The 8,758-nt window shown below is 39.2% G+C and carries 8 protein-coding genes; 1 reads left to right on the top strand and 7 read right to left on the bottom strand.

The window, feature by feature from the left end; all coding sequences use genetic code 11:
* Positions 1–196 precede the first annotated feature (196 nt).
* The 7 genes from FYJ73_RS03315 to FYJ73_RS03285 all read right to left on the bottom strand — a co-directional run bounded on the left by FYJ73_RS03315 (position 197) and on the right by FYJ73_RS03285 (position 8,064).
* Positions 197–1,033, bottom strand: coding sequence for a Swt1 family HEPN domain-containing protein (locus FYJ73_RS03315; protein WP_154533295.1), 837 nt, complete (start codon positions 1,031–1,033; stop codon positions 197–199).
* Between the two features lie 180 nt (positions 1,034–1,213).
* Positions 1,214–2,344: a polysaccharide pyruvyl transferase family protein gene (locus tag FYJ73_RS03310; RefSeq protein ID WP_154533294.1), complete on the bottom strand. Its 1,131-nt coding sequence runs from the start codon at positions 2,342–2,344 to the stop codon at positions 1,214–1,216.
* 9 nt (positions 2,345–2,353) lie between these two features.
* The gene (locus FYJ73_RS03305; RefSeq protein WP_154533293.1) at positions 2,354–3,586 is read right to left on the bottom strand and encodes a Coenzyme F420 hydrogenase/dehydrogenase, beta subunit C-terminal domain; all 1,233 of its coding nucleotides are present in this window, start codon (positions 3,584–3,586) and stop codon (positions 2,354–2,356) included.
* 4 nt (positions 3,587–3,590) lie between these two features.
* Positions 3,591–5,123, bottom strand: a complete 1,533-nt coding sequence (locus FYJ73_RS03300; RefSeq protein WP_154533292.1) for an MATE family efflux transporter — start codon at positions 5,121–5,123, stop codon at positions 3,591–3,593.
* A gap of 3 nt (positions 5,124–5,126) precedes the next feature.
* Positions 5,127–6,149 carry an acyltransferase family protein gene (locus FYJ73_RS03295; RefSeq protein WP_154533291.1) on the bottom strand — a complete coding sequence of 341 codons (1,023 nt, stop codon included), beginning with the start codon at positions 6,147–6,149 and terminating at the stop codon, positions 5,127–5,129.
* Positions 6,150–6,391: 242 nt separating this feature from the next.
* Positions 6,392–7,264 (bottom strand): hypothetical protein, encoded by an 873-nt coding sequence (locus tag FYJ73_RS03290; protein ID WP_154533290.1) that lies wholly within the window; start codon positions 7,262–7,264, stop codon positions 6,392–6,394.
* Between the two features lie 50 nt (positions 7,265–7,314).
* On the bottom strand, positions 7,315–8,064 hold the full coding sequence (locus FYJ73_RS03285; protein ID WP_154533289.1) for a UpxY family transcription antiterminator: 750 nt from the start codon (positions 8,062–8,064) through the stop codon (positions 7,315–7,317).
* A 450-nt stretch (positions 8,065–8,514) separates the two neighbouring features.
* On the opposite strand from FYJ73_RS03285, the gene FYJ73_RS03280 reads away from it, so the two are divergent.
* Entirely contained in the window at positions 8,515–8,754 is a 240-nt protein-coding gene (locus tag FYJ73_RS03280; RefSeq protein ID WP_154533288.1) for a hypothetical protein, read from the top strand.
* Positions 8,755–8,758: the final 4 nt, after the last annotated feature.

Genomic DNA, 8,758 nt, shown 5'->3' with positions numbered 1-8,758 from the left:
CGTCTTATATAGGAAGAGCAGCTGTTCAAAATCTGATGTTCTCTCCATAAATTGTATGAATTTAAGTCGAGGACAAAAGTAACAGATTTTAAGGCTTTAAGCAATACGTCATTTTTGGACGCTTACAATATAAATTTTCTTATAAGTAATCCTTTATACTAACATTATTTTTATTATTGATAAAGTTTGATGTACCTTATTTCCCTATCTGCTTAATCATTTGCTTATAATCGACATTCAGGACTTCAATGGATGTAGAGTCGAGATAACTGTTATGAGCGATAAGGCAACGAATATTGTACAATTCGCCAACCTTCGCCTTTATCCATTCTTGGCTTGGCAATAGTTCTTTGAAGTCATTCCAATTATTGGAAATGATGTCACCGAGTTCGTTAAAGTCAAGATAATAGACATAAGAGTCGCCACGCAAAGGAAGCCATTTGTTCTTTGCCTCATCATTTATACGTGATTTTACCTTGTTCTTGACACTATTAGCTATGGTTATCTTTTCCTCATATTTCTGACCATAGTTGTTGGTCAATGTCCTATCAATAAAATCTCGAAGGAGATTTTCAAGGCAATACATGACCAGATAGGCATCTGACATCTTCTTGCCTTTTTCTACTATGTCTTTATCAAGTATGTCCAATTTATCATTATTCTGGGATGATGAAAGGACCTCCAATCCGCCTTGTCTCGCTGATTCAAAAGCTGGAACAATATCAACACTCCATACATAATAACCACAATCCGCTGGCAATAAAGTTTGTGCTATATTCTTAATTTCAGAACTATAGCCTTCAAGCATCACTTGCTGTTTTGAGTATATATCGATTGGTAATCTAAGCGTAATGTATAATTTGTAAGCATTCCAAACCTTTTGAGAAAACTCTGTTGACTCCCTGAATTCTAGCGTTGCATACTTTATTATATTGTATACCATCCTCACTTCTATCTTCGGAGAGTTTGACATAAGCGTCAATAATGCTTGAAGAAACTCAGTTTTATCAGGTAGCTGATATGTAAATTCCATTTCTATAGAACCTGGACTTTTTTTATAAATATCGGAAATTTAAAATAACACTAAACTTAAACTCGAATCTCGTTAATCCAAAAACGATTATACAAAATTGCAGATGCTAAAAGCCTAATGAAGTTATTTGAAGTCAACATGCAGAATCAAATAGATTGGCATAAAAGTTCATTGCAACAATTAACTCTTGATAAAGGACTGCAATACGTCTTTTGATTTTCCAATCTCTTTATCCAAGACAAATTGTATGGCATCATAATCCATATCATCCAAAATCTCGTCTGGCATAAAACGCTCGTGATGGCCTATGAGATTCAATAAATCCTCCATTCGGGACGAGTTGTTCTGCCCAATTAATGGGAAGACATAGAATGGCTTCTTAAATATCAAGCTGAATGCAGAGGCATGGAAGCTGCTGCATACCACGGCAGCTGCCTTACTTATCAGAGAAACGAATTCAAGAGGGCCTGCATCGTTGATGTTGATATCAACATATGGCAATATGTTGAAATCATTGATGCTCACAACCGTCATGTTCGTATGTTCTTTAAGCTTCTTCACAAATGCGGCTATCCTTTCATCATTAAGGAAGTCATACACTACGATGTAATTGTTTTCCTTTAAGCCGTAATCTTTCGCTTTGTGAGCCAATGTTTTCCACTCGTCAGCACCCAGCAGGAATACGGGATCCACAACTTGTACTCCGTTTTGGAACCCCATGCTCTTTAATATTGACACTCCTGTCTTTTCTCTGACAGATATATGTTGGAAATGAGAAAGTTGACTCTTTACAAAAGGACGCCATTCTTCTTGAATTTCACTTACTGCGAAACTTGCAGCATATGAGATTTTCTTGGCCGTTCCAAAATCTAAGTAATAACCGGGCTCCTTACCGTTATAACTCTCAGTATTCCATATTTGATCGCTTCCTGCAATATAGACATCTGCATGTGGAGGGTTGGCTTTTAACTCTTCTGAAGTATTATACCTACATGTCAAACTAAGATATTGCTTTGTAAAATCATCAAAAGTTTTTTTACGTCCCCATGTTTTCACCATGGAAATTAGACGACTACGATACTTTAAAGGCACAAGGATATATTTTAGGGGAGGACATGCCTTGCAGATGCTATATAGCCTTCCCCCTGGAGAAATGAAAAAAGGCTTGTACCTATCCCGATGGAACCATGGTTGGAAGTCTATAATCTTCACATCATGGCCTAACGATTCCAAATAGTGCTGCAACGCATATGCTTGAAGCGAAGCTCCATAGTTATACACGTTATGGCACGTAATAGTGTCGGTATTCATTTTCTGTGTCTATTTGAAGATACGTTTTACTAAATGACAAACGGTTCTGACTGGATGCTTGAGCCTTCCAATATTTCTCTGACGCCTGTGATAGGTATCTAAAACACTGACAGCATCGTCAATCGTCTTGTTTTCGTCAGCCAAGCTTGTCAATATCGAATCTCTTAGTGGCAGCATTTTCGGGCATGTCTTCATCTGCCCTTCCGCGACAACGGAGAATGGATGCTCTATGAGATTACAGTCTATCTCTTTTAATATTTCTGCCCCTTTCTGAGTAAAAGCAACAGCACCACTGACCCCATCTTCATTGTCTTGATAGGTTTTGCCCCACAAGTCACAGATACGGATATCAGCCGAGGAGTGGTCATATTTATATTTGCAGTGCTCATAGCATTGCCGTCCAAGACATTGGTCGCCAAGGAAAAGACGGAAAAATTTGTCACCTTGTGAGAGCCGGCTTTGTAAGAAAGTTTTTTTTCCCCTTATTAACAAGTTGTAACTTTCATGCCAATCGACTTTCTTACACTGCTGCCCACCGTCAATGCCCATAGCCCAACTATCATGCCATCCATAATCCCATTTGTTACGCCATGAAGCATAAGTGATTTTTCCTCCTAATCTTTTCTCGACATCTTTAGTATATTTCTGCCAGGCAAGCATGGAAGGAACTCCATGGCAGAAGAAATCAAGAAGGATGAAGTTTTCCTCCGGCAGCCTCATCTTCTTCATATAGTACCTGAACGAATCTATCTGACAAGGAGTGCCAGTGACAAGATACTTTCCGTTTCTGTCTATGTCCTTCCAGCCATCAACAGGATAGCTCTGGATGTACTTGCTCCCTGTCGTCTGCACCAATTCTTCCAAGGAACTTGCAATGAAATGCTCTGCGCGGCCTTTCTCTGCATTGTAACGAACACCGACTACCTTATATCCTTTGCCCAAGAGGTACTTGCCAATTTCAAAACCGGCGCCACCAGAACTGCATTTCTTCTGAACCTGCTCGTCATTGCTCCAAGCTGCATAGCTCACGACGAGAGCATTGTTTTGGGCAGGCTCATCCTTGATATAGGCACAGACATCTCTGCACAATCCGCAATGGATGCATCTGTCTTCTTCTGCGATGAAAGGCTCGTAGAATCCTTCCGTATTAAGATGCAAATCGATGATATGTACCGGACACGCTTTAGTACATACGCCACATCCGTAGCAATTATGGATGTCTGATATATTTGGCTTATTCATCCTCCTAATTAGTTCTATGAAGTTTTTCTTTTACTTTTAACACTATTACATCACGTTCATGCTTTTCTATTCCAAGATAGTAACTAAATATCACTCCGCTTACAAAACTGACAAGACATACAAGAATGAATGTCCACCAATTAACTTCTGTGAAATAATATAAAGCCATAGGAATGACATAGGAGCCTATTGTTAATATAAACATCTTGAGTGCTACATCACGCAAGAATGAAACAGCTGGAAAATCAATTGATTTTGAAAGTAAAGCTGCTCTTGCAAACAAACAGACAACAGATATAATAAGCGATGCTACAAGTGCGGATGTCGGACTATATCCTATTTTTAATAACAGATATGCAAAAGGCAAAGTCAGAAGGGAAAGTCCTCCGACGACAATCTGGTAATCTCTAACTTTTCCTGATGCATGCATGGATGTGATAAGGGTATTGGACAAGGAGTCAATCAAAGCAGTGAAAATTATCAGGCGCAAAAAGACTACCGTGTAATCAGGTACTTTCACTAGCCAGATGTTCAATATGAACGGGGCTTCTATGACAACAGGCAATGAAAGACATAGGAGCAACAAATATGAAAAACGACTTCCCCTAAAGACAAGTTTGAACATTTCCTTTTTCTCTCCCGCTGCATATAACTTGACTATCTGTGGATTCATTGCCATCTGGAAATTAGCTACGAACCTGTATATTGCTGTCGATACTTGCATAGCTACACCTCTTGCTGCATTTACTGCTGTACCGAAGAAAAGATTAAGTACGACATTCAATCCCTGGTCTTTGCATACTCCTGCTAGTGAGCCAATGAGATTCCAACTGACAAAGGATGTCATCTGCTTGAAGTACTCATGGTTCAGTTTCCAATTGCAATGGCACGTTTTTATCTTCCTGTGAGTATAGGATGCATAAATCAGCTGGACTCCCAATTGCACGATAGCCATCAAAATGGCATAGAATATCAACCTGTCAAAAGGAGTAATCAATAGCAAATAGACAATCACCAACTTTAGCACCACTTCAATAATGCTGATGTAGGCGAAAGCAGACATCTTCTCATAGGCGATAATGGCCGCATTGTACGGGACATTGATAACACTTACAAGAAATGTGAGTAGTGAAAACTCAAACACCCAAATGGCTGCCGTATATCGTCCTGGAGGGAAGTTCATCTTGTTGGCAACGAACCAAACACCAATAGTCTCTCCTGCGACCAAGATGATAAGTGCCAATCCAATATGAATGATGACTGCGGTAGAAAAAAGGCTTGTGACTTCTTTCGTCTTTCCCTCACCGATGGCAAATGACAGGAATCTTTGCGTCGCGGTAGTCATGGCACCGCTGATAAGCGAGAACATAGTGACGAAGCCGCCGACGACGTTATATATACCATAATCAGATACTCCGAGAGTATCAAGTACTACACGGGAGGTATACAACGATACAGCCATCATCACCAACATGCGGAAATAGAGCATGAGGGTGTTCTTGGCGATGCGCTTGTTATTTTCAGATGAAGTGGACATAGATTATAAACTACGTAGGTATTTCATCATACGATTGAAACCTAAAATTTGTTTTACTTTCTCTATTGCAATTGCTACAACCAAACTTATGGCAATTAGAGTTATGTATATTATGAAAGGATTCCCGGTGTAATAAATGATATCATGCATCCACCATTTGTAAAAGAAACCATGGATTAGGAACATGTCCATACTATATTTTCCAAAGAATGCCAAACATTGCTTCGTCCTGATAAATCCAGATATATGTTGATAAACATAGACACCAGAAATCATAATTAAAGCATCATAAACATAAAAGTCGTTGCCTTGTATTTTGTGCCTGCCAATAAGAATAAAGAAGAATGTTATTATCCATACAGAAATGGGGGGGGCAATATGGTAAGTTCTCTCATTGTCATGCAGTGAGTAGAGCATTCCACAGACAAAAACAGGCAAATATATCCTTATACAGAAAAGGAAATCACTTGGGAGGCAAAACACTGCTATGGCAAACACTATTAAGTAATACTCATTCTGTTTCGCCATTCTGAGCAATAATGGATACAATAGATACAAACCTATAATACATCCATAAAACCACCATGCCGCATTGTAATTATAAACAGTAGGTCCCAACCAATTGACGATTCCCAAGAAGTCCAATACCACTCTTCCCTGAAGGAATTTGTCAGAGCCATAAGATTCTGCAAACGAGGGACCAAGCCATAGAACACTAATAGGAACGAATATCAACCAAACGAACCAATAGTTAAACATCAGTTTCGTGAATCTCTTCCAATAGAAATCCTTCAACTTGATATTTGCCCAATCACCATACTTTTCAGTAAGTCCATATCCGGATACGAACACGAAGATTGCGACACATACTTTGCACATGATTGCTATCTCTTGCGCAATACCATGGCCATGTATAACAATGTCATTGTATGCATACATCTCTGGTCTCAGAAAAAGATGATGCCACAACATGATGAGTATTGCAATACCTTTGAGGACGTTGGAGTCGTAGACTGATAACTTCATAATCTTATTATTCAATCTGTGCTTGTTCTAGATTTCTCACACTATAGTTTTTAATTCCCCTTACGCTTAGCTTCTTGATAGATTACAGGATATATTATGCTAAGATTCATCTGTGAGTTATGTGGATCGGTATGCACTTTTTCGGCTTGCTGAGAATAGTTCTCGACTCTGGGTAGTTGAGTGTTATCTCGTTCGGATAGTCCTCTCCTATATATTTTCCAACTTTTTTTCGCAGCCCATAATTACTGCTCGCCAAAATCGGGGTTGTCGGCATTATCCCATATGAGGTAAGTGGGTAGGAACATTAATGGGTAAATGCCTGTTTCGATGTAATTCAAATCTGCACATCCTAAATCTTTCATCACAGAGAGATTTGTGTCCAACTCACCACATATCTTCTTATCGACCATGTCTTTGGAATACACTGTCTTCAGTTGCTCTGACAACTCCTCGAGACCTGAATTGACAATAGCCTTAACGACATGGCTGACAACGTATTTATCACAGATATTTCCTGTTGGGTAATCAGAGATGTAGACATCAAGAACTCTGCTGAAGATGCCAGACAGCTCGTCATGTACCTTCTTGTTATTGGCTTCAGTCTTTGTCTCTGTATCACAACCCATCCTTGCCAACAGATCGGCTACAATTCGTTTTGAGTAGTCAGTTAAACCTTCTTCCAATAAGAATTGCTCAAGTTGTTTTGGTTCATATTCAAAAACTATCGACAATATCGGCAATATGTACGTAAATCCATTATAATCAGGAAGGTTGAATCTGATTATGTCTTCCGACTGACGCAGCACTTCAAGTACTACATCAAAAGAAGAAAAAGAGTATGAGGTCAAAAGGGTTATGAGAGTATTCCTTATGATGAAATGGTTGACAGTCGTATCTGACTCCAACTGCTCTGCACTTTTGCCCCATTGCTTGCCAAGCTCCCAGAGGATTAACTGTTCTTCATCAGCACAGAATTCTTCTGTAGGAATGTCGAACAGGTGGTCAAACTCACGTCGGGTTATGTCCAAAGGGTCTTTTGAAAGTGTAGTAAACACCTCCTGATGTTTTATGTTTAGATCCTTCGGGTAGTCCTTACCTTTATATGTATATCTCATATCGAGAGTTCTTTATTTGTGAAGCTACACAGTTGTAAAAATATTGTTTTTTACTCGTTGCGCAATTCATCTTCTTCTAACACCTCAAGATACTTATTTTTTATCCAAGTAGTAACGGCTGTCATAAAGTGATCCACGCAAACGCCTACTCTCTGTTGTCCCTTAAACCGAGCGACACGACCGACGACACCTTTGAACGGACCATCTATAACACGTACAAGTTGACCCTTCGCAAACTTTGAGATAATATCTCCTGCTATATATTTGCCTTCTACATTTGAGTCATAGATTTGCATAAAACTCGTCATTTGTTTGGCTGGAACAAACAGGGGCTCATGCACAAGCACATCATCCTTATGATATTGGTGATAATAATATCTAAGATAGGGCAAATGGATGTTGTCAAAAACGAATTCATCCAACAGTTTCTTACTCGCCTTGACAAAAAGTATATTGGGTATTAGAATTTCTTCTTTATCTATAACACGACCATTTATAGTTTGTCTGACAAACCGTTTGGGCCAAAATAGTTTAACATCCTTAGGATCAGAATTTTCAGTGATATAGTCATACGCTTGCTTTTCGGTGCCATATGCAGCACGCAGAACATACCATAGAATCTTTTTATCCTTACTTTCTGGTTCGAGCGGCTGGGGCATAGTTGGTGGACACCCCTCTGTTTCATCTCCTCCATTTGAAGAGATTGAATCATTGGAGTTGGCATTGGGGATAGGCCCAGTGCAAGCAGACAAGCCGACCAGTTGATGTTGCTCATCCGGGTTTATGGAATTAATTTCCATATCGGCGAATTCCTATTCTAAATTTCAGAACATAGGACTTGGCACAAGCAAACGTCAAACGTTTTATCGTGTCAGGCTGATATTACTACGTAGAAGTCTAATAGCAATCTTCCGTATCGAGGATCGACAGAAATAGTTGTAAAACTAATCCGTTGGTCAATGCGTCGGTAGTAAGCCGTTGATAGACTCCGTCCAAACCTCCTCTAACGAGGATGAGATAACAATTCAGCCTCTGCAAAGGTAACTTAAATAAATGAGATAGGCAAAGTTTATTAATCGAAAATTACTTCGTTGACTTTTTTTTGTCATTTTACCTATATTTGATTGATTAGGAACATTTAAAGAAAAGTAGCAGGAAATATGTTTTTTGTTGATAAACGTAATTTATGTCAACGTTAGCGGTAGTTTCAAGATTCTATTGTACTTTTGTAGTCACAAAAAGGGAACAAAATGGACAAGAATACATTCAAGCAAGAAATAAGCGACTACACAGCTCGCGGAGGCAAGTTCGCATTTGCCTTCGGAGACATTCATTTTCCAGTCATATATCACGAGGTGTTGAACATGTTGGGTGTGAAGATGCCGACGCATGAGGTGTTTGTGCCTATTGACTACACACATGATTTAAGCGACAATCTTGATATGCTGATGAACAAGCTGCTTGAAAAGTATCCACAACTAACTGACTAAGAAC

This window comes from Hallella mizrahii (genome assembly GCF_009695775.1).
GTDB classification, from domain to species: Bacteria; Bacteroidota; Bacteroidia; order Bacteroidales; family Bacteroidaceae; genus Prevotella; species Prevotella mizrahii.
The sequence above is the reverse complement of the archived record's forward strand: the minus strand, read 5'-3'. Positions and strand labels throughout refer to the sequence as shown.